The 20,372-nt window shown below is 55.6% G+C and carries 18 protein-coding genes; all 18 read left to right on the top strand.

What is annotated here, in order from left to right; genetic code table 11:
- The first annotated feature begins 24 nt into the window (after positions 1-24).
- The 18 genes from serC (at position 25) to CAF63_RS03765 (ending at position 20,372) form a co-directional block, all read left to right on the top strand.
- Positions 25-1,110: a 3-phosphoserine/phosphohydroxythreonine transaminase gene (gene serC, locus CAF63_RS03850; protein WP_085683478.1), complete on the top strand. Its 1,086-nt coding sequence runs from the start codon at positions 25-27 to the stop codon at positions 1,108-1,110.
- A complete protein-coding gene (gene pheA / locus CAF63_RS03845; RefSeq protein ID WP_007950913.1) occupies positions 1,110-2,204 on the top strand; it encodes a prephenate dehydratase in 1,095 nt (364 codons plus the stop codon). The genes serC and pheA overlap by 1 nt, the downstream gene beginning before the upstream one ends.
- A 12-nt stretch (positions 2,205-2,216) precedes the next feature.
- Positions 2,217-3,329: a histidinol-phosphate transaminase gene (gene hisC / locus CAF63_RS03840; RefSeq protein WP_085683477.1), complete on the top strand. Its 1,113-nt coding sequence runs from the start codon at positions 2,217-2,219 to the stop codon at positions 3,327-3,329.
- 28 nt (positions 3,330-3,357) lie between these two features.
- Entirely contained in the window at positions 3,358-5,565 is a 2,208-nt protein-coding gene (locus CAF63_RS03835; RefSeq protein ID WP_256574482.1) for a bifunctional prephenate dehydrogenase/3-phosphoshikimate 1-carboxyvinyltransferase, read from the top strand.
- Positions 5,562-6,251, top strand: a complete 690-nt coding sequence (gene cmk, locus CAF63_RS03830) for a (d)CMP kinase (RefSeq protein WP_085647507.1) — start codon at positions 5,562-5,564, stop codon at positions 6,249-6,251. The genes CAF63_RS03835 and cmk overlap by 4 nt, the downstream gene beginning before the upstream one ends.
- Before the next feature lie 120 nt (positions 6,252-6,371).
- A complete protein-coding gene (gene rpsA, locus CAF63_RS03825; RefSeq protein WP_085683475.1) occupies positions 6,372-8,057 on the top strand; it encodes a 30S ribosomal protein S1 in 1,686 nt (561 codons plus the stop codon).
- 203 nt (positions 8,058-8,260) lie between these two features.
- Positions 8,261-8,539, top strand: coding sequence for a hypothetical protein (locus CAF63_RS03820; RefSeq protein WP_085683474.1), 279 nt, complete (start codon positions 8,261-8,263; stop codon positions 8,537-8,539).
- A 152-nt stretch (positions 8,540-8,691) separates the two neighbouring features.
- Positions 8,692-8,988, top strand: a complete 297-nt coding sequence (gene ihfB / locus CAF63_RS03815) for an integration host factor subunit beta (RefSeq protein ID WP_007950920.1) — start codon at positions 8,692-8,694, stop codon at positions 8,986-8,988.
- Between the two features lie 27 nt (positions 8,989-9,015).
- A complete protein-coding gene (locus CAF63_RS03810) occupies positions 9,016-9,255 on the top strand; it encodes a LapA family protein (RefSeq protein WP_085683473.1) in 240 nt (79 codons plus the stop codon).
- A gap of 230 nt (positions 9,256-9,485) precedes the next feature.
- Positions 9,486-10,562, top strand: coding sequence for a dTDP-glucose 4,6-dehydratase (gene rfbB, locus CAF63_RS03805; RefSeq protein ID WP_085683472.1), 1,077 nt, complete (start codon positions 9,486-9,488; stop codon positions 10,560-10,562).
- Positions 10,559-11,452, top strand: a complete 894-nt coding sequence (gene rfbD, locus CAF63_RS03800; protein WP_085683471.1) for a dTDP-4-dehydrorhamnose reductase — start codon at positions 10,559-10,561, stop codon at positions 11,450-11,452. Before rfbB ends, rfbD begins: the two co-directional genes overlap by 4 nt.
- Positions 11,449-12,339 (top strand): glucose-1-phosphate thymidylyltransferase RfbA, encoded by an 891-nt coding sequence (rfbA, locus tag CAF63_RS03795; protein WP_085683470.1) that lies wholly within the window; start codon positions 11,449-11,451, stop codon positions 12,337-12,339. The genes rfbD and rfbA overlap by 4 nt, the downstream gene beginning before the upstream one ends.
- A gap of 56 nt (positions 12,340-12,395) precedes the next feature.
- The gene (locus tag CAF63_RS03790; protein ID WP_085683469.1) at positions 12,396-13,319 is read left to right on the top strand and encodes a glycosyltransferase; all 924 of its coding nucleotides are present in this window, start codon (positions 12,396-12,398) and stop codon (positions 13,317-13,319) included.
- A complete protein-coding gene (locus CAF63_RS03785) occupies positions 13,316-14,278 on the top strand; it encodes an SDR family oxidoreductase (protein ID WP_085683468.1) in 963 nt (320 codons plus the stop codon). The genes CAF63_RS03790 and CAF63_RS03785 overlap by 4 nt, the downstream gene beginning before the upstream one ends.
- Positions 14,275-15,303, top strand: coding sequence for a glycosyltransferase family 4 protein (locus tag CAF63_RS03780; RefSeq protein ID WP_085683467.1), 1,029 nt, complete (start codon positions 14,275-14,277; stop codon positions 15,301-15,303). The genes CAF63_RS03785 and CAF63_RS03780 overlap by 4 nt, the downstream gene beginning before the upstream one ends.
- A 196-nt stretch (positions 15,304-15,499) precedes the next feature.
- Positions 15,500-17,413, top strand: a complete 1,914-nt coding sequence (locus CAF63_RS03775) for a glycosyltransferase family 2 protein (protein ID WP_085683466.1) — start codon at positions 15,500-15,502, stop codon at positions 17,411-17,413.
- 777 nt (positions 17,414-18,190) lie between these two features.
- Positions 18,191-19,009, top strand: coding sequence for an ABC transporter permease (locus tag CAF63_RS03770; protein WP_085683465.1), 819 nt, complete (start codon positions 18,191-18,193; stop codon positions 19,007-19,009).
- Positions 18,999-20,372 (top strand): ABC transporter ATP-binding protein, encoded by a 1,374-nt coding sequence (locus CAF63_RS03765; protein ID WP_085683464.1) that lies wholly within the window; start codon positions 18,999-19,001, stop codon positions 20,370-20,372. Before CAF63_RS03770 ends, CAF63_RS03765 begins: the two co-directional genes overlap by 11 nt.

The raw sequence follows: 20,372 nt of genomic DNA, 5'->3' as shown, positions 1-20,372 counted from the left end.
CGTGATTGCATAGCGAGAGTGGATGTGAGCAAACGAGCCTTTAACTTCTGCGCAGGTCCCGCTGCGCTGCCTGAAGCTGTCCTGTTGCGTGCCCAGTCCGAGCTACTCGACTGGCACGGCAAGGGTCTGTCGGTCATGGAAATGAGCCATCGCAGCGATGACTACGTGGCCATCGCCGAGAAGGCCGAACAAGACCTGCGCGACCTGCTGTCCATCCCCTCCAATTACAAAGTGCTGTTCCTGCAGGGCGGTGCGAGCCAACAGTTCGCCGAGATTCCGCTGAACCTGCTGCCCGAGAACGGCACTGCCGACTATGTCGAAACCGGCATCTGGTCGAAAAAAGCCATCGAGGAAGCGCGTCGCTTCGGCAACATCAACGTTGCTGCCAGCGCCAAGCCTTACGATTACCTGGCCATTCCTGGCCAGAACGAATGGAAGCTGACCCCGGGTGCGTCCTATCTGCACTATGCGTCCAACGAAACCATCGGCGGCCTGCAGTTCGACTGGGTTCCCGAGGCCGGTGACGTTCCGCTGGTGGTCGACATGTCCTCCGACATTCTCTCGCGTCCGATCGATGTGTCGCAGTACGGCCTGATCTACGCCGGCGCGCAGAAGAACATCGGCCCGAGCGGTCTGGTCGTAGTGATCGTCCGTGAAGACCTGCTGGGCCGCGCCCGCAGTTCGTGCCCGACCATGCTCGACTACAAAATCTCGGCCGACAACGGTTCGATGTACAACACCCCGGCCACCTATTCCTGGTATCTCTCGGGTCTGGTCTTCGAGTGGCTGAAGGAGCAGGGCGGCGTCGCCGCGATGGAGCAGCGCAACAAGGCGAAGAAAGATCGCCTGTACGGCTTCATCGACAACAGCGACTTCTATACCAACCCGATCAGCACCAACGCCCGCTCGTGGATGAACGTGCCGTTCCGTCTGGCTGACGAACGTCTGGACAAAGCGTTCCTGGCTGGCGCCGACGCCCGTGGCCTGCTCAACCTCAAGGGCCATCGTTCGGTCGGCGGCATGCGTGCCTCGATCTACAACGCCCTGGGGCTGGACGCCGTCGAAGCCCTGGTTGGCTACATGGCTGAATTCGAGAAGGAGCATTCCTGATGTCCGAGCAGGAGCTCAAGGCGCTGCGCGTTCGCATCGACAACCTGGACGAGAAGATCCTCCAGTTGATCAGCGATCGCGCGCGCTGTGCCGAAGAGGTTGCCCGGGTCAAGATGGCCAGTCTGGCCGAAGGCGAGCAGCCGGTGTTCTATCGTCCTGAGCGTGAGGCGCAGGTCCTCAAGCGCGTGATGGAGCGCAACAAGGGGCCGCTGGGCAACGAAGAGATGGCGCGCTTGTTCCGCGAAATCATGTCTTCGTGCCTGGCCCTCGAGAACCCGCTGAAAGTGGCTTATCTCGGTCCGGAAGGCACCTTCACCCAGGCGGCGGCCATGAAGCACTTCGGTCACGCGGTGATCAGCAAGCCGATGGCAGCGATCGACGAAGTGTTCCGTGAAGTGGCGGCCGGTGCGGTGAACTTTGGCGTGGTGCCGGTGGAGAACTCCACTGAAGGCGCGGTCAACCACACCCTCGACAGCTTCCTCGAGCACGACATGGTGATCTGCGGTGAAGTCGAGCTGCGCATTCACCATCACCTGCTGGTCGGTGAAAACACCAAGACCGACAGCATCAGCCGCATCTATTCCCACGCCCAGTCGCTGGCCCAGTGCCGCAAGTGGCTGGACGCCCATTATCCGAATGTCGAGCGCGTGGCGGTGTCCAGCAACGCCGAAGCGGCCAAGCGGGTCAAGGGGGAGTGGAACTCGGCGGCGATCGCCGGTGATATGGCGGCCGGGCTTTACGGCCTGACCCGTCTGGCCGAGAAGATCGAGGATCGTCCGGACAACTCCACGCGCTTCCTGATGATCGGTAACCAGGAAGTGCCACCGACCGGCGACGACAAGACTTCGATCATCGTATCCATGAGCAACAAGCCCGGCGCGCTCCATGAGCTGCTGGTGCCGTTCCATGACAACGGGATCGACCTGACCCGGATCGAAACCCGTCCGTCGCGCAGCGGCAAGTGGACCTACGTGTTCTTCATCGACTTCGTCGGTCACCACCGTGATCCGCTGATCAAGGGTGTGCTGGAAAAGATCAGTCAGGAAGCAGTAGCACTCAAGGTGCTGGGTTCCTACCCGAAAGCAGTTCTTTAAGGGGTGGTAGCAATGAGTGGCAACTTCCTCGCTCTGGCACAGCCGGGCGTGCAACAACTTTCGCCATACGTTCCGGGCAAGCCCGTGGACGAACTGGCTCGCGAACTGGATCTGGATCCGGCAAGCATCGTCAAACTGGCGAGCAACGAAAACCCGTTGGGCGCCAGCCCGAAAGCGCTGGCCGCGATCCGCGAAGCGTTGGACGAACTGACCCGTTATCCAGACGGCAACGGTTTTGCCCTGAAATCCCTGCTGGCCGAGCAGTGCCGTGTCGAGCTGAACCAGGTGACCCTGGGCAACGGCTCCAACGACATTCTCGAACTGGTGGCGCGCGCCTATCTGGCACCCGGCCTGAATGCCGTGTTCAGTGAACACGCGTTCGCGGTCTATCCGATCGCGACCCAGGCAGTCGGGGCTCAGGCCAAAGTCGTTCCGGCCAAGGATTGGGGGCATGACCTGCCGGCGATGCTGGCCGCCATCGACGCCAATACCCGCGTCGTGTTCATCGCCAACCCGAACAACCCGACCGGCACCTGGTTCGGCGCCGAAGCGCTGGACGAGTTCCTGCAGGACGTGCCAGAGCACGTGCTAGTGGTGTTGGACGAGGCCTACATTGAATACGCCGAAGGCAGCGATTTGCCGGACGGTCTGGATTTTCTCGCGGCTTACCCGAACCTGCTGGTTTCGCGCACGTTCTCCAAGGCCTACGGTCTGGCGGCGCTGCGCGTGGGTTACGGCCTGTCCACGCCGGTGGTGGCGGACGTGCTGAACCGTGTACGCCAGCCGTTCAACGTCAACAGCCTGGCCTTGGCGGCGGCGTGTGCGGCGTTGAAAGATGAGGAATATCTGGCGCAGAGCCGTCAGCTCAATGAATCCGGCATGCAACAGCTGGAAGCGGGTTTCCGCGAGTTGGACCTGAGCTGGATCCCGTCCAAGGGCAACTTCATCTGCGTCGATCTCGGTCATGTGGCGGCTCCTGTGTTCCAGGGTCTGCTGCGCGAGGGCGTGATCGTGCGTCCGGTGGCCAACTACGGTATGCCGAACCATCTGCGGGTGACCATCGGTCTGCCGGCGGAAAACAGCCGCTTCCTCGAAGCGCTGCGCAAGGTTCTGGCTCGTGGGTGATGTCACTGCGCTGCAATCTGCTGCACCTATGATCGGGCGCCTGGTGGTGGTCGGTCTGGGGTTGATCGGTGGTTCGTTTGCCAAAGGCTTGCGTGAAAGCGGCGTGTGTCGCGAAGTGGTCGGTGTCGATCTCGACCCGCAATCGCGCAAGCTGGCGGTCGAGTTGGGCGTGGTGGATCGCTGCGAAGACGACCTGGTGGCGGCTTGCCAGAGCGCGGACGTGATCCAGTTGGCGGTGCCGATCCTGGCCATGGAAAAAGTGCTGGCCCGTCTGGCCAGCATGGATCTGGGGCAGGCGATCCTCACGGATGTCGGCAGTGCCAAGGGCAATGTGGTGCGCGCGGCGACCGAGGCGTTCGGCGGCATGCCGGCGCGTTTCGTGCCGGGCCATCCGATTGCCGGCTCCGAGCAGAGCGGGGTGGAAGCCTCCAACTCGGAGCTGTTCCGCCGTCATAAAGTGATTCTGACCCCGCTGGAGCAGACCGATCCGGCTGCCCTGGCGGTGGTTGATCGCTTGTGGCGCGAGCTGGGCGCCGATGTAGAGCACATGCAGGTCGAGCGTCACGATGAGGTGCTGGCCGCGACCAGTCATCTGCCGCATCTGCTGGCCTTCGGTCTGGTCGATTCGCTGGCCAAGCGCAATGAAAACCTTGAGATCTTCCGTTACGCTGCGGGCGGTTTCCGTGATTTCACAAGAATCGCCGGAAGCGACCCGGTCATGTGGCATGACATCTTTCTCGCCAACCGCGAGGCTGTCCTGCGCACACTCGATACATTTCGCAGCGATCTCGACGCCTTGCGCGACGCGGTCGATGCAGGGGATGGGCACCAATTGTTGGGCGTCTTCACGCGCGCCCGGGTTGCCCGCGAGCATTTCAGTAAAATCCTGGCCCGCAGGGCCTATGTGGACGCTATGAATTCCAACGATCTGATTTTCCTGGCTCAACCTGGTGGCCGCCTGTCCGGTCGGATTCGCGTACCGGGTGACAAATCGATTTCCCACCGTTCGATCATGCTCGGCTCCCTGGCTGAAGGCGTCACCGAAGTCGAAGGCTTCCTCGAGGGCGAAGATGCCTTGGCGACCTTGCAGGCGTTCCGGGACATGGGCGTGGTCATCGAAGGCCCGCATCACGGCCGCGTGACCATCCACGGTGTCGGCCTGCACGGCCTGAAACCTGCGCCGGGCCCGATCTATCTGGGCAACTCCGGCACTTCGATGCGCCTGCTTTCCGGCCTGCTGGCCGCGCAGGATTTCGACAGCACCCTGACCGGTGACGCGTCGCTGTCCAAGCGTCCGATGAATCGCGTCGCCAACCCGCTGCGGGAAATGGGCGCCGTGATTGAAACCGCTGCCGACGGTCGTCCGCCGATGACCATTCGTGGCGGTCACAAGCTCAAAGGCCTGACCTACACCATGCCGATGGCCAGTGCCCAGGTTAAATCGTGCCTGCTGCTGGCGGGCCTGTATGCCGAAGGCAAGACCACTGTCACCGAGCCGGCTCCGACTCGCGATCATACCGAGCGCATGTTGCGCGGTTTTGGCTATTCGGTGAGCGTTGACGGTGCCACGGCATCGGTTGAGTCCGGCGGCAAGCTGACCGCGACCCACATCGAAGTGCCGGGCGACATCTCGTCGTCGGCGTTCTTCCTGGTGGCCGCATCGATCGCTGAAGGCTCGGAGCTGGTACTCGAGCACGTCGGCATCAACCCGACCCGCACCGGTGTGATCGACATTCTGCGTCTGATGGGCGCCGACATTACCCTGGAAAACCAGCGTGAAGTGGGTGGCGAGCCTGTTGCAGACCTGCGCGTGCGGGCGGCTAAACTGAAGGGTATCGAGATTCCGGAAGCGCTGGTTCCGCTGGCCATCGACGAATTCCCGGTACTGTTCGTGGCCGCGGCCTGTGCCGAAGGGCGCACCGTGCTGACCGGTGCCGAAGAGCTGCGAGTCAAGGAGTCGGACCGTATCCAGGTCATGGCGGACGGTTTGCTGGCGCTGGGCGTCAAGTGCGAGCCGACCCCGGACGGCATCATCATCGACGGCGGCCAGATCGGCGGCGGCGAAGTGCATGGTCATGGCGATCACCGCATCGCGATGGCTTTCAGTGTGGCCTCGCTGCGCGCCACTGCACCGATTCGCATCCATGATTGCGCCAACGTCGCGACGTCGTTCCCGAACTTCCTGGCGCTGTGCGCGCAGGTCGGCATTCGTGTGGCGCAAGAGGCTCAGTCGTGAACAACATTGCACCGGTCATCACCATCGATGGGCCAAGCGGCTCGGGCAAGGGCACTGTAGCCGGAATTCTGGCCAAGCGTCTGGGCTGGAACCTGCTGGACTCCGGTGCGCTGTATCGCCTGTTGGCGTTTGCTGCGCACAACCATGGTGTCGACCTGACCAATGAAGAATTGCTGAAGAAGCTCGCCGCTCATCTGGATGTGCAGTTCATCGCGGCGACCGACGGTCAGCTGCAGCGCATCATTCTGGAAGGTGACGAAGTCAGCGACGTCATCCGCACCGAGAGCGTCGGTTCCGGCGCTTCCCAGGTGGCTGCATTGCCGGCCGTACGCGAAGCGTTGCTGCAACGCCAGCGTGCTTTCCAGGAATCGCCGGGCCTGGTGGCCGATGGTCGCGACATGGGCACGGTGGTATTTCCGAACGCGCCTCTGAAGATTTTCCTGACCGCCAGTGCCGAGGAGCGGGCTCGCCGTCGATATTTGCAGTTGAAGGGCAAAGTCGAGGGTGTTAGTCTGTCGAGTCTGCTAGATGAGATCCGTGCGCGCGACGAGCGTGATACCCAGCGAGCGGTGGCCCCGCTCAAGCCGGCGGCCGACGCCATACAGCTGGATTCCACGGAGTTGTCCATCGATCAGGTGCTTGAACGCATCATGAGCGAGATCGCCATTCGCGATATCGCCGGGTGACCAGGAAGGCCGCAGGGGACCAGTCATAGTCCTGCGGTGGCTTCCTTTAAATGAAACTGACCCGCATCGTCTGGGATGTGGAGACGGGCGTATTTTTCGCCCTAATCAACAGGAATTAAAATGAGCGAAAGCTTTGCGGAACTCTTTGAAGAAAGCCTAAAGACCCTGAACCTTCAGGCGGGCTCCATCATCGAAGGTCTCATCGTGGACATCGACTACCAAGCTCGCTGGGTAACCGTTCACGCTGGCCTGAAGTCTGAAGCGCTGATCCCTCTGGAGCAGTTCTACACCGACGCTGGTGACCTGACCATTAAGGTTGGCGACACGGTTCACGTTGCGCTGGATTCGGTTGAAGACGGTTTCGGTGAAACCAAGCTGTCCCGTGAAAAAGCCAAGCGCGCTGAATGCTGGATCGTTCTGGAAGCAGCCTTCGCAGCTGAGGAAGTGGTCAAGGGCGTTATCAACGGTAAGGTTAAAGGCGGCTTCACTGTCGACGTTAACGGCATCCGTGCGTTCCTGCCAGGTTCCCTGGTTGACGTCCGTCCAGTGCGCGACACTACGCACCTGGAAGGCAAAGAGCTGGAATTCAAGGTCATCAAGCTGGACCAGAAGCGCAACAACGTTGTCGTTTCCCGTCGCAGCGTCCTGGAAGCCGAGAACTCCGCCGAGCGTGAAGCTCTGCTGGAATCCCTGCAGGAAGGCCAGCAAGTCAAAGGTATCGTCAAAAACCTCACCGATTACGGCGCATTCGTCGATCTGGGTGGCGTGGACGGCCTGCTGCACATCACCGACATGGCCTGGAAGCGCATCAAGCATCCTTCCGAGATCGTCAACGTTGGTGACGAAATCGACGTCAAGGTTCTGAAATACGATCGCGAACGCAACCGTGTTTCCCTGGGCCTGAAGCAACTGGGCGAAGATCCATGGGTTGCTATCAAAGCCCGTTACCCAGAAGGCACTCGCGTTACCGCTCGTGTAACCAACCTGACCGACTACGGCTGCTTCGCTGAGCTGGAAGAGGGCGTTGAAGGTCTGGTACACGTTTCGGAAATGGACTGGACCAACAAGAACATCCACCCTTCGAAAGTCGTACAAGTCGGCGACGAAGTGGAAGTCATGGTTCTGGACATCGACGAAGAGCGTCGTCGTATCTCCCTGGGCATCAAGCAGTGCAAGTCGAACCCATGGGAAGACTTCTCTGGCCAGTTCAACAAGGGCGACAAGATCTCCGGCACCATCAAGTCGATCACCGATTTCGGTATCTTCATTGGTCTGGACGGCGGCATCGACGGTCTGGTTCACCTGTCCGACATCTCCTGGAACGAAACCGGCGAAGAAGCCGTGCGTCGTTACAAGAAGGGCGACGAGCTGGACACCGTTATCCTGTCGGTTGACCCGGAGCGTGAGCGTATCTCCCTGGGTATCAAGCAACTGGAAAGCGATCCGTTCTCCGAGTACGTCTCGGTTAACGACAAAGGCGCAATCGTTACTGGCACTGTGAAAGAAGTTGACGCCAAAGGCGCCATCATCGTTCTGGCCGACGATATCGAAGCGACTCTGAAAGCCTCCGAAATCAGCCGTGACCGCGTTGAAGATGCGCGCAACGTTCTGAAAGAAGGCCAGGAAGTAGAAGCCAAGATCATCAGCGTTGATCGTAAGAGCCGTGTAATTCAGCTGTCGATCAAGTCGAAAGACGATGCTGAAGAGAAAGAAGCCATCCAGAGCCTGAAAGCAGCTCCGGAAGGTGAAGCAGCAGACACCACCATGGCGGCACTGCTGCGTCAAGCAATGGCCAAACAGAACTGAGTTCTGCTTGATCATGAAAAAGGGCGACTTCGGTCGCCCTTTTTTGTGCCTGCGATTTGGTGGGGAACTGCTTTCCGGTCAATCAGTGAAACCATTACCTTCGCCGGGCGGTCTGTTTCTTTAATCGGATCAATCGCCTATTCGCGTCTAGGCTTAGTCTGAAGATCGCAGTAGTCGGGCAGGCGCCTGGCATAAGGAAGTGAATGAACAAGTTTATAGTTCTGTTGGGTTTGCTGGTGTTGGCAGGCTGTACTACCAGCGCCAAGACCCATGCAGTGCGCGGAGTCAGTGGAATTGAGGTTGACTGCTCAGGCTTGGGTTCGGGCTGGGAAAGGTGTCAGAAGCGTGCGGCCAAGGAGTGCAAGGGGGCGGGTTATAAGGTGATTACGCGATCTGACGATGCTCGGGATGAAGATGGGTTTCCCTTTGGCTTCAATCCTGCTGGCTACCTCACTCGAACCATGTTGGTGATTTGTCGGTGAGTGAGCGTTGCTCTGGCTTGCGAGCCGGTGCCCTGAAAATGGGCGTTTCGGCGAGCGGAAAGATATGTCAAGCCCTGGGCTGTTCAAAATCTTCCGGGCGTGCTAAAACCTTTCAAGCGCTGATCTAGCTGCTTGAAAAAGAAGGGAAAAATATGACGAAGTCGGAGTTGATCGAACGAATTGTCACCCATCAGGGGCTGCTCTCATCCAAGGATGTGGAGCTGGCCATCAAGACCATGCTTGAGCAAATGTCCCAGTGTCTGGCCACGGGTGATCGCATCGAGATCCGTGGTTTTGGCAGTTTTTCATTGCACTATCGCGCGCCGCGTGTCGGGCGTAATCCGAAAACCGGCCAGTCTGTCAGCCTTGACGGCAAGTTCGTTCCGCATTTCAAGCCGGGCAAAGAGCTGCGCGATCGTGTGAATGAAGAAGAGGAGGAGGGGGCTTGACGGTCACCGTTATGCAAGGAGCCGCTAATGAGTAATCTCAAGCGTATTTTTCTTTCCGTTTTAATTCTATTGCTTGTCTTGGCGATCCTTGCGTTCGTTCTCGAAAATCAGCAATCGGTCTCCCTGTTGTTTCTTGGCTGGGCGGGGCCTCAACTTCCGGTATCAGTGATCACGGTTGGTGCATTGCTGGCGGGTATGCTGATCGGGCCTGTTTTTGGCTGGTTTCTGGGACGTTCGTCCAGAGCTTCACGCAAGCGTCCAGTCTGATTGCGACATGGAAAGAAAGGCGAACTAAACTTTAGCCACAGCTTGTCTATATCCATTAGTAAAACGTTCATTAAGCTGTAAAATGCTGGGCTTGTCCGATAGTGGCATATTCCCACATCGGTTTAGACTGACATCGTCAGAAGCCACAGCTGAAATGATGGCTTTTGCATTCATGGATTAGACAGCGCTCGGTTGACGGCCCTGTCAGCAACTCAAGGGTATGGTTTCGCGTGAAAATTCTAGTAACCGGCGGCGCCGGGTTTATCGGCTCAGCTGTTATCCGTCATATCATCTCCAACACTACCGACGCAGTGGTAAACGTCGACAAGCTGACGTATGCCGGTAACCTTGAGTCGTTGGCCGACGTCAGCGGAAGCGATCGTTATGCGTTCGAGCGCGTCGATATCTGCGACCGTGATCAGATTGATCGCGTACTGCGTGAACATCAACCGGATGCAATCATGCATCTGGCCGCAGAGTCCCATGTGGATCGCTCGATCTCCGGTCCTTCGGAGTTTATTCAGACCAACATCATCGGCACTTATACCTTGCTGGAAGCTGCGCGCCATTACTGGGCAGCGCTGGATGATGCCCGCAAGACCGCTTTTCGCTTCCACCATATTTCGACGGATGAAGTTTACGGTGATCTGGAAGGTCCGGAGGATCTCTTTACGGAAACCACCCCGTATCAGCCAAGCTCGCCGTACTCGGCCAGTAAAGCCAGCTCCGATCACCTGGTTCGTGCCTGGGCCCGTACATATGGTCTGCCGACTCTGGTCACCAACTGCTCGAATAACTATGGTCCTTGCCACTTCCCTGAGAAGTTGATCCCGTTGATCATTCTCAATGCGCTGGAAGGCAAGCCACTGCCGGTCTATGGCAAAGGCAATCAGGTTCGTGATTGGTTGTATGTCGAAGATCACGCCCGTGCCTTGTACAAAGTCGTGACCGAAGGTGTCATCGGTGAGACGTACAACATCGGTGGTCATAACGAAAAGCAAAACATCGAAGTCGTTCACACCCTGTGTGCACTGCTTGATGAGTTGCGCCCGGACTCGGCGCACCGTCCGCACGCGGGCCTGATCACCTATGTGCAGGATCGTCCTGGTCATGATCAGCGTTACGCTATCGATGCCAGCAAAATTCAGCGCGAGCTAGGCTGGACACCGGAAGAAACCTTCGACACCGGTATCCGTAAAACCGTTGAGTGGTATCTGAGCAACACTGAGTGGGTAGCGCACGTGAAGAGCGGTGCCTATCAGCAATGGATTGATCAGAATTACGCGGATCGCTCGGGCAAGGCATGAAAATTCTCCTGCTTGGGAAAAACGGCCAAGTCGGCTGGGAGCTTCAACGCTCCTTGGCATCTCTGGGCGAGTTGATCGCCTTGGACCGTCACCCGGTGGACGGTCTGAGTGGCGACCTTTGCGATCTGGATGCGCTGCGTGCGACGATCCGTCAGGTGAAGCCAGACGTAATCGTCAATGCTGCAGCCTACACGGCAGTAGACAAGGCAGAATCGGAGACCGAGCTGGCGGATCGTGTGAACGCTCAGGCTAGTGGTGTCATGGCCGAAGAGGCAGCGTCGTTGGGCGCATGGCTGATTCACTACTCGACTGACTATGTCTTCAGTGGTGAAGGTGTGCGGCCTTGGCAGGAGACTGACGCTGTTGCACCGGTTAATTATTACGGTTCAAGCAAGCTGGCTGGAGAACAGGCGATAACATCCTCAGGCTGCAAGTATCTGATTCTGCGGACCAGTTGGGTCTACGGCGCGCGCGGCAACAACTTCGCCAAGACCATGCTGCGCCTTGCCAAGGATCGAGAAACGCTGAGCGTGATCGCCGATCAGATTGGTGCTCCAACGGGCGCTGATCTGATTGCTGACGTGACTGCTCTGGCCATCGCCAAGGTCCAGCAGCGCCCAGAACTGGTGGGCATTTACCATCTTGCAGCCGCCGGCCAAGTGTCTTGGCACGGTTATGCCAGCCATGTCATTCAGTGGGCCAAGGCGAATGGTGAAGAGCTTGCGGTTACAGCCGTCAATCCGATCAGCACCGTTGATTATCCGACACCGGCGCGCCGTCCTCTGAACTCTCGGCTGGATACTCAAAAACTGCGCGACAATTTTTCTCTACACTTGCCGGATTGGCAAAGTGGTGTAACCCGAATGCTTAGGGAAGTTCTGAACAAATGACCACGACAAATCGTAAAGGCATCATTCTCGCCGGTGGCTCGGGCACGCGCCTGCATCCGTTGACTCTGGGCGTGTCGAAACAAATGCTGCCGATCTACGACAAGCCGATGATTTTTTATCCGTTGTCGGTACTGATGCTGGCGGGTATGCGCGAGATCTTGATCATCTCCACGCCGGATGATTTGCCGTGCTTCCGCAAGCTGCTGGGTGACGGTAGCCAGTACGGCATCGAATTGACTTACGCCGAGCAGCCTAGCCCGGATGGTCTGGCTCAGGCGTTCATTATCGGTGAAGAGTTTATTGGCGAAGATCCTTGCTGCCTGATCCTGGGTGACAACATCTTCTACGGACAACATTTCTCGGACAACTTGCGCTCTGCAACCGAACAAAAGAGTGGCGCGACAGTTTTCGGCTACCACGTTTCCGATCCCGAGCGTTTCGGCGTAGTTGAGTTTGATGCTACCGGTCGAGCGCTGAGCATTGAAGAGAAGCCGCTGAAACCGAAGTCCAACTACGCGGTTACCGGCCTGTACTTTTACGATAACGACGTTGTCGGGATTGCGAAGAGCATCAAGCCCTCTGAACGTGGCGAGCTGGAAATTACCGACGTGAACCGTGCTTACCTTGAGCGTAAGTCGCTCAACGTCGAGATGCTTGGCCGCGGATTCGCTTGGCTGGATACCGGTACTCACGATTCGCTGCTTGAGGCCAGCCACTTCGTGCATACGATCGAACAGCGCCAAGGTCTGAAGGTCGCCTGTCTGGAAGAAATCGCTTATCACAACAGCTGGATCACCGCCGAGCAACTGGGGCGCCAGGCTGATGCGCTCAAGAAGACCGGTTATGGTCAGTACTTGCAGAAGCTGCTGGATGCGTCTTCTCACTAAAGGTGTTTTTTGACCTTTTCGGCGGCAACGCTCGAACAGCTTTTGACAGGACAGGTATGCCAGTTAAACATCCCAAGGTTGCAGTTTTACTGGCTGCCTTCAACGGAATGCAATGGATCGAAGAACAGATAACCTCGATTCTTGAGCAGTCCGCTGTTGATGTGAAAGTGTTTATCAGCATTGATCCGTCAACGGACGGAACTGAAGCCTGGTGCGCTGAATACGCCGCTGTTCATTCGAATGTCGTGGTGTTGCCGCCTGCAGGCAGCTTCGGTGGTGCTTCGCGGAATTTTTTCAGACTGATTCGCGACGTTGACTTTGATGGATTCGATTTAATTGCATTTGCTGATCAGGATGATATCTGGAGTGGCAACAAGCTGCGGCGAGCGCATGAGAAACTCGGTGAGCTGAAGGCGGATGGTTATTCGAGTAACGTCGTCGCATTTTGGGGTTGCGGTAAGACTCATTTGATCGATAAGGCGCAGCCCCAGGTTGCTTGGGACTATCTGTTCGAAGCGGCGGGGCCTGGTTGCACTTATGTCTTCAGTCATCGACTTGCGGCCAATCTCAAGGCGGCAGTGGTTGCCCATTGGCAACAATTGCAGGACGTCAGTCTGCATGATTGGTACTGTTATGCGTTTGCCCGAAGCAATGGTTTTCGCTGGTTCACGGATCCTGTGCCTTCAATGCAGTACCGCCAGCATGAAAGCAATCAAGTTGGCGCGAACATCGGAATCAATTCCCTAGCGGTACGCTATAAAACCATTCACGACGGATGGTGGTTTTCTCAAGTGCAACTGATTGCTGCACTAGTTGATAAGCATCAGGATCCTTTCGTTTGGTCCTGGTTCCGTTTGGGGCGCTTGCAGTTGATTAAACTCTCTTTGAGCGCCTGGAACTGTCGGCGACGTGTACGTGACAAGGTATTCTTTTTCCTGATTTGCTGGGCAACGGCGATCGTAGGGAAAAAGGTTAGATGAATTCCCCGAACGTATTGGTGACGGGGGCCTCTGGTTTTGTCGGTGAGGCCGTCATCCTCAGATTGCTCCTGGATCGCAAGTTCACACCCGTCGCTGCGGTTCGCAGTGTCTCGCGGTTGGCGGGGCTTTGTCGGGTATTGCACTGTCCGCTCGGAGAGCGCTCACAGGTGCCGGACCTCAAAGGCATTCAGGTGGTGGTTCATTGTGCAGCGCGCGTCCATGTAATGAACGAAGACGCGCAGGATGCATTGACTGAGTTTCGCAAAGTCAATGTGGAAGGTACTGTTGCATTGGCCCTCAAGGCGGCTGCCGCAGGTGTTACGCGTTTCATTTTTATCAGTTCGATAAAGGTGAATGGTGAGCGTACTGTCTGTGGATCACCCTTCAAGTTTGATGACGATCCTGCTCCTCATGATCCTTATGGGCGCTCCAAACACGAAGCGGAACAGCGGTTGCGTGAAATCGGCCAGCAAACGGGGATGGAGGTGGTGATCATCCGGCCGCCGCTGGTCTATGGTCCAGGGGTGCGCGCCAATTTTTTAAGCATGATGGACTGGCTGAACAAGGGCGTGCCACTGCCTTTGGGAAGTGTCGAGAACAGCAGAAGCCTGGTTTCGCTAAGCAACCTGGTGGATTTGATTGTCGTTTGTATCGATCACCCAGCCGCACCAGATAATACTTTTCTGGTCAGTGATGGTGTGAGCGTTTCCACCACCCGGTTGCTGCAAATTATAAACAGAGCGCTTGGCCGCCCCGCATTGTTGATACCGGTTCCGGTGTGGGCGTTGAAAGCCTTGCTCACGCTGCTCGGGAAAAGTCTGATCGCCCAGCGACTCTTCGATTCTCTCGAGGTTGATATTGCCAGGACGCAGTCTGTTCTCGGATGGTCGCCTCCCGTGAGTGTGGATCGCGCAATACTGCAGACGGTCAGACACTATCTGGATACTCAAATAAAATGATTTTTTGCGTGTTGTTACTTTCAGTGTTCTTCGTTTCGCTACTGCTGACGTATGCCTTGCGCCGGTATGCCCTGGCCAACAGTTTGATCGATATTCCAAACGCTCGAAGCTCTCACACCCTGCCAACGCCGCGAGGCGGCGGGGTGGCAATAGTCGTGTCTTTCCTGCTGATGCTGCCCGTGTCTTGCTACTTGCTGCTGATCGACTTGCCGACGATGCTCGGCTTATCGGGAGCGGGAGCCTTGGTTGCGGTGTTGGGTTTTGCGGATGACCACGGACACATTGCGGCCAAATGGCGGCTCTTGGGGCATTTTTTGGCTGCAGGCTGGGCGTTGTATTGGCTCGGTTCTGGAGCGCAGATATCACTATTCGGTTGGCTGCTCGACTGGAAGTGGTTTACCGGCGTGTTTTTTTCGATCTATCTGGTCTGGTTGCTCAATCTGTATAACTTTATGGACGGCATTGATGGGCTGGCAAGCGTCGAGGCTATCTCTGTCTGCCTGGCAGCCTGTCTTGTGTATTGGCTGAGCGGATATCAAATTCTGGCCTGGACTCCATTGCTGCTGGTGGCTGCTGTCTCGGGTTTTCTTTGCTGGAATTTTCCTCCAGCCCGAATTTTCATGGGCGATGCCGGCAGTGGCTTCCTCGGGTTGACCATCGGTTTGTTGGCAATAATCGCTTGCGCAAAGGCCCCCGACTTATTGTGGTGCTGGCTCATACTGCTGGGGGTGTTCATTGTTGATGCTACCTGGACACTTCTGCGGCGATTGCTTCGTGGCGATAAAGTCTACGAAGCGCATCGCAGTCATGCCTATCAATATGCTTCTCGACAATATGGTAGCCACAAGACTGTGGTTTTCGGTGTCTTGGCGATTAACCTGTTATGGCTGACGCCGCTCGCGATTATGGCGGCAATCGGGTTAATTCCGGGGGTTGTGGCCCTGCTGATTGCTTACCTGCCGCTGGTGTTTGCTGCCAAAAAATATAACGCCGGCGTGATGGAAATTCAGCAAAGCCAGCAATGAGCCCGATCTGAAAGTTTATCGACTATAGCTGCAGATTTGCCGTTTGTTCGAATATCGTATCGGTTGCTGAAGGTAAGCTGTTCAGCGATCAGGTTGTAAAAGTTACAGGCAGGCTTGGGCAGGCTTGCGGTCAAGCGGTGTAAAGTCTAAGTTCTCAAAAAATTGAAAAATCGTTTTATAGGATAAATTGTTCGGTATGAGGTCTTCGAAGAAATCATTTATTTCCCGCTGCCTGTCTAGCCTGCGTGAGTTGCTTTCGAACCCCAAAGCGGTTCTTCGGCCGCTTTATCAGAAATTTCCTTTTCTAGCGAGTGTGCGGGTCCGAGTAGGGCTGTTTTCACGAAAAGTTCGATTGTGGCTATTTTCACTCATCGATTCCAAGAATAATGTCAATGCCCTCCAGGCGTTGGCGCAGCGTCGCTTTTCCCACGTATTGCCCTCTTCTGATTGTGTTGAGCGTCCGGCGATAGATATATCTATCGTTACTTACAATAGCTCCAAGTGGGTCGACGGCTTCTTCGATTCTTTGAAAGCGCAAAGTTATCCTTGTGAAAAGCTGAATCTCTATTTTGTAGACAATGGCTCTTCGGATAATACCGTCGAAGAGCTTGAACGTTGGAAGATCGGTTGCGGTAACCTGTTTGGCGGTTTTAATATTATTCGTGGCGACAATATAGGCTTTGGCGCCGGGCATGATCGAGCAATCTCCATAGGTACTGCCGATTATTTTCTAGTGAGTAACATCGATATTCATTTTTCGGTGGAAGCCTTAGAACAAGTTGTGACCTCTGCTTTGGCGTCAGGGCAGGACGATGTCGCATCGTGGGAAATGAGGCAGGCTCCTTTCGAGCATCCAAAGTACTACGATCCGGTAACCCTCGAAACGAACTGGTCGTCACATGCCTGCATCCTGATCAGGCGAGCCGCTTATGTGCAGGTTGGGGGTTATGAAAGTCAGATATTCATGTATGGAGAGGATGTCGAATTATCCTACCGTTTCAGGTCATACGGTTATCGGCTGAAATACTGCCCTGGCGCCGTGGTTTACCACTACACCTATGAACATGAAAATCAGGTAAAGCCGATTCAATACGTTGGTAGCACTTTGGCCAATGCTTATCTGCGCCTGCGTTACGGCAACTGGATCGATAAGGTGGGCGGGCTTGCACTGCAGTTTTTATTGATCCTCAGGCCGGAGGTGTATCCTGGGTCTCGGCGCGATGTAATGGGCAGTGTCCTGCGCATGATAAGAAAAGCGCCACATTTTCTTGGGGGAAAAGGTCGACAAAGTGGTGTCAGTTTTCCTTTCAGGGGATTTGATTATGAAATGATCAGGGACGGGGCGTTCTGGCGCGTGGGTGAGCCTCTCGTCGAGCAGCCGTTAGTGACGATCGTCACGCGTACTTACCAGAAGCGTGACGAGTTTCTACGACAGTCGATCATGTCGGTACTCAATCAAACCTACCGCAATATCGAGTTGATTGTGGTGGAAGATGGTGGGGTAACGATGAAGCCGCTTGTGGACAATACGCCGATCTCGGCGGGGCGCAGCGTTCGATTTTTCGGCCTGGACAAGGTAGGGCGCTCGGTGACGGGTAACTACGGCCTGGAAATGGCCACGGGCAAATACTGCATGTTTCTCGACGATGACGACCTGCTTTTTTCTGATCACGTAGAAGTGCTGGTTGCCGCTCTATTAAAAGATCAAGAGGCTGTTGCAGCTTATTCGCTGGCGATGGAGGTGGGTACTGTCACTGAGAGCAGTGGTCGGTATGTGGAACTCACTCATGAAACGCATGATTCCTTTAGGCAGGAGTTCGATTACGAGACGTTGCTTGATCATAACTACATACCGATTCAATCAATTTTATTTATGCGTGAGTTGTATTTGTCTCGAGGCGGTTTTGAGATTGATATGAGCAATCTTGAAGACTGGAATCTTTGGCTGCGTTATGGTTATAAAAACAAGTTTAGTTATGTTCCAAAAACCACTTCACTGTTCAGGACGCCTGCCCAGTTGGATGTGAGAGTCGCTCGTCACAAGCAACTTCATGAGGCATATTTTCTCGCCAAGAATCGTGCGGTGAAGTCTTGCGAAAATTATCGTTGATTATCGCTCCGTTGGATTTAGTTGTTTTGAAAAAAGCCGCCTGTTCAGGCGGTTTTTTCACTTATTGATCGCTGAAAACGAAAGAAATTAAAGTTTTCCAGCGCGCTGCCGATGGGGTTCTGGCCCTTATTCGGGTCGTGCCGGGCGCGTTTTTTTTCTTCCGATTATGTGAGCTGCAGGCGGCAGGAAGTCTGGCAGATGTTCTGCGTTTCCATGAGCTCCGCGCTCGCGTCTGACGGACGCGCTCCAAGGGAAAACCCGTGTTTCTCCGTCGTATTGAATGATATCATCCGACAAAATATTGACCGCCGTGTCGCAGATCAATCGCGTGATTCCCACTTCCGGGGCGTGCCAGTCATGCCTCGCTCCGGCATGAGACACAGCCATGTCATCGGTGCCATCTGTTGGCTGCGGTGGATGCTTCACTTATGTGTGGCCGTGGCTTCACTTGCTGCGGTTGTGCAGTCATGCAGTTTTGAAGGAAGCGCCCGTTTTGCCACGCTCTCTTTTCAACGAGGCTCCTCGTACGCTGGAAATCACCCGTCCTGATTTTTGCGACCCATCGAGATCTGCGTGGTTTTGTAAAGGAAATGCTTCCTCTCATGAATGGAACTCCCTGAAAATGTTCGACAATGCGCCGACCTGCCTCAAGCCTTGCGCAGAGGAACGCGGTTTTTTTCACAGAAGCTTTGGCTTTTCCTCCTTGGGTATGATCCCAACGCTCGCGGCTCGTGATGCGTGCCGACCTGCATTTTTTTTTGCTGAGGTTTTTGCTTGATGCGCCAGTTTTCTGCCAACCCATTGGAAATGTTCGCCAGCCTCTGGCGCAATACCGCTCTGATTAAAGCGTCGACAATACGGGAGGTGCTGGGCAGGTACCGCGGCTCGGCGATGGGGTTGCTCTGGTCGTTTTTTAACCCGCTGTTGATGCTTGCGGTTTACACATTCGTATTCAGTGCAGTGCTTCGTGCCCGCTGGAGTGTGGACAGTGATTCGAAGACTGAGTTTGCTCTCATCTTGTTTGCGGGCTTGATCATTTTCAATCTGTTTTCCGAATGCATTAATCGGGCACCGGGTTTGATTCTCGGCAAGGTCAACTTCGTCAAGAAGGTGGTTTATCCTCTTGAAATCCTGCCAGTGGTGGTTTTGGGATCTGCGTTGTTTCACGCGGCCATTAGCCTTGGCGTCTGGTTCATCGCTTATGCAATATTTTTCGGCATGCCACATGCGACTGTGTTGTACCTGCCACTGATCGTGATCCCTTTTGTAATGTTTATCATGGGGGTCAGTTGGGCCTTGGCGTCGCTGGGAGTTTATTTGCGCGACGTGTCCCAATTCATCGGTATCTTGACGACTGTTCTAATGTTCCTGAGTCCTATCTTCTATCCTGCGACCGCGCTTCCCGAGGCATACCGTCATTTGCTCTACCTCAATCCGCTGACCCCCGCGATTGAGATGACACGCGATGTCTTGTTCTGGGGGAAACTGCCGAATTTCGAGATATTGGGAATCTATTGGATCGCCACTACTTGCATTGCCTGGCTAGGCTTTGCCTGGTTCCAGAAAACACGTAAAGGATTTGCTGATGTCCTCTGAAGTCGCGATTAAGGTTGAGAACCTGAGCAAGTGCTACGAAATTTATGATCAGCCGCGTGACCGGCTGAAGCAGTTTATCGTGCCTCGTCTCCAGGCAACGGCGCGCATGCAGCCAAGTCGGTTTTACCGAGAGTTCTGGGCTTTGCGCGACGTTTCCTTCGAAGTGAAGAGGGGGGAAACAGTCGGGATCATCGGTTGCAATGGCAGTGGCAAATCCACCCTGCTGCAGATGATTTGTGGCACCTTGAACCCCACGACCGGCACCGTTCAGACCCACGGACGCATTGCTGCCTTGCTTGAGCTGGGATCGGGATTCGATCCCGAGTTTACCGGGCGTGACAACGTTTACATGAATGCTGCTGTGCTTGGGCTTGCCCGGGAAGAGATCGATCAGCGGTTCGACGAAATTGCGGCCTTTGCGGATATCGGCGAGTTTATCGAACAGCCAGTAAAAAGTTATTCAAGCGGTATGGTCGTGCGATTGGCGTTTGCCGTTCAAGCGATGATTGATCCGGATATCTTTATTGTTGATGAGGCGCTCGCGGTCGGCGATGAAAAATTTCAGCGCAAGTGCTTTGCGCGAATGGAAGAGCTGAAAAGCAGGGGTACGTCCATATTGTTTGTTTCGCACTCGGCATCGAGCATCATCGAGTTGTGCGACAGAACCCTGTTGCTCGACCACGGTGTCAGGCTGATGTACGGTGCAGCCCCGCAAGCGGTCAGAGCATACCAAAAGCTGATTTATGCTCCTCAAGCAGAGTACAAACGGCTGGTTGAGGCTTATTTGGTAGCGGACAAGACTGGAGAAAATGTCGATCTCCAGAAAACGGTCGAGAAGCGTCCCGCCTCCCCCACGCAGGTATCGAGTGACTCGTTCGATTCCGGGCTGGTGCCTGAGACTACTGCGGTCTATCCGACTCAAGGGGCGGAAATCACCTCATTCTCCATCCTTGATGCCGACGGACAACAAGTGAACGTGTTAAAGGCGGGAAGTCCTTACCAGGTCCAGGTGGCCGGTCATTTCACCGACAGTCTTGACGCGACCTACTGGGGCATTCATATACGAAATGTTTCGGGTGCCGTCGTAACCGGCCAGCGCTTCCCTGAGGATGGAACCTATTTCGAGCCTGTCGCTGCGGGTAGCGACTTTAACGTCAAATTCTCTTTCCAGATGAATTTACTGCCGGGTGTTTATTTTGTGGGTGGCGGGGTCTGGTCAAATCAGGAACCGAACTGCGCTCACAGGATTATGGATGCAATCATGTTTAGAGTTGTATCCGAGGACAAGCTCAATTCCTTTGGTTATGTGGATTTGATGACGTGCGCACCTCATGCGCAAGTCGGTGGAAAAGCTACGATTTGA

Origin of the sequence: Pseudomonas sp. B20(2017) (assembly GCF_002113125.1) — a bacterium.
Lineage (GTDB): Bacteria > Pseudomonadota > Gammaproteobacteria > Pseudomonadales > Pseudomonadaceae > Aquipseudomonas.
The sequence above is the reverse complement of the archived record's forward strand: the minus strand, read 5'-3'. Positions and strand labels throughout refer to the sequence as shown.

Bases quoted from the DNA above. Each gene is read 5' to 3' on its own strand.
- pheA (WP_007950913.1), top strand. From the start codon at position 1,110: ATGTCCGAGCAGGAGCTCAAGGCGCTGCGCGTTCGCATCGACAACCTG.
- hisC (WP_085683477.1), top strand. From the start codon at position 2,217: ATGAGTGGCAACTTCCTCGCTCTGGCACAGCCGGGCGTGCAACAACTT.
- CAF63_RS03835 (WP_256574482.1), top strand. From the start codon at position 3,358: ATGATCGGGCGCCTGGTGGTGGTCGGTCTGGGGTTGATCGGTGGTTCG.
- rpsA (WP_085683475.1), top strand. From the start codon at position 6,372: ATGAGCGAAAGCTTTGCGGAACTCTTTGAAGAAAGCCTAAAGACCCTG.
- CAF63_RS03820 (WP_085683474.1), top strand. From the start codon at position 8,261: ATGAACAAGTTTATAGTTCTGTTGGGTTTGCTGGTGTTGGCAGGCTGT.
- ihfB (WP_007950920.1), top strand. From the start codon at position 8,692: ATGACGAAGTCGGAGTTGATCGAACGAATTGTCACCCATCAGGGGCTG.
- CAF63_RS03810 (WP_085683473.1), top strand. From the start codon at position 9,016: ATGAGTAATCTCAAGCGTATTTTTCTTTCCGTTTTAATTCTATTGCTT.
- rfbD (WP_085683471.1), top strand. From the start codon at position 10,559: ATGAAAATTCTCCTGCTTGGGAAAAACGGCCAAGTCGGCTGGGAGCTT.
- rfbA (WP_085683470.1), top strand. From the start codon at position 11,449: ATGACCACGACAAATCGTAAAGGCATCATTCTCGCCGGTGGCTCGGGC.
- CAF63_RS03790 (WP_085683469.1), top strand. From the start codon at position 12,396: ATGCCAGTTAAACATCCCAAGGTTGCAGTTTTACTGGCTGCCTTCAAC.
- CAF63_RS03785 (WP_085683468.1), top strand. From the start codon at position 13,316: ATGAATTCCCCGAACGTATTGGTGACGGGGGCCTCTGGTTTTGTCGGT.
- CAF63_RS03780 (WP_085683467.1), top strand. From the start codon at position 14,275: ATGATTTTTTGCGTGTTGTTACTTTCAGTGTTCTTCGTTTCGCTACTG.
- CAF63_RS03775 (WP_085683466.1), top strand. From the start codon at position 15,500: ATGAGGTCTTCGAAGAAATCATTTATTTCCCGCTGCCTGTCTAGCCTG.
- CAF63_RS03770 (WP_085683465.1), top strand. From the start codon at position 18,191: ATGCGCCAGTTTTCTGCCAACCCATTGGAAATGTTCGCCAGCCTCTGG.
- CAF63_RS03765 (WP_085683464.1), top strand. From the start codon at position 18,999: ATGTCCTCTGAAGTCGCGATTAAGGTTGAGAACCTGAGCAAGTGCTAC.